This is a genomic window from Mesorhizobium sp. M3A.F.Ca.ET.175.01.1.1, from assembly GCF_004791945.1.
Classification (GTDB): Bacteria; Pseudomonadota; Alphaproteobacteria; order Rhizobiales; family Rhizobiaceae; genus Mesorhizobium.
This window is the reverse complement of the sequence record NZ_SRTP01000465.1, coordinates 1-210: the sequence shown is the minus strand read 5'-3', so window position 1 is coordinate 210 and position 210 is coordinate 1. Positions and strand designations below refer to the sequence as shown.

1 protein-coding gene is annotated in these 210 nt (G+C 64.8%); it reads left to right on the top strand.

The features are described 5' to 3' along the window. Positions 1–210: VCBS domain-containing protein (locus EN818_RS34545; RefSeq protein WP_135906421.1), on the top strand; the 210-nt coding region annotated here is incomplete at both ends.

Sequence of the window (210 nt, the reverse complement as noted above, 5' to 3'; positions counted from 1 at the left end):
CCACCTACACCGACACCTTCAATGTGGTCAGCGCCGACGGCACCCCGACCACGGTGACGATCAACATCCTCGGCACCAACGATGCCGCGGTGCTGTCGTCCGACGTGAAGAACCTGACCGAGACCAATGCGGCCGCCGACATCTCGACCTCGGGCACGCTGACCATCTCGGACGTCGACAGTGATCCGCACTTCGTCGCCCAGGCCGGCA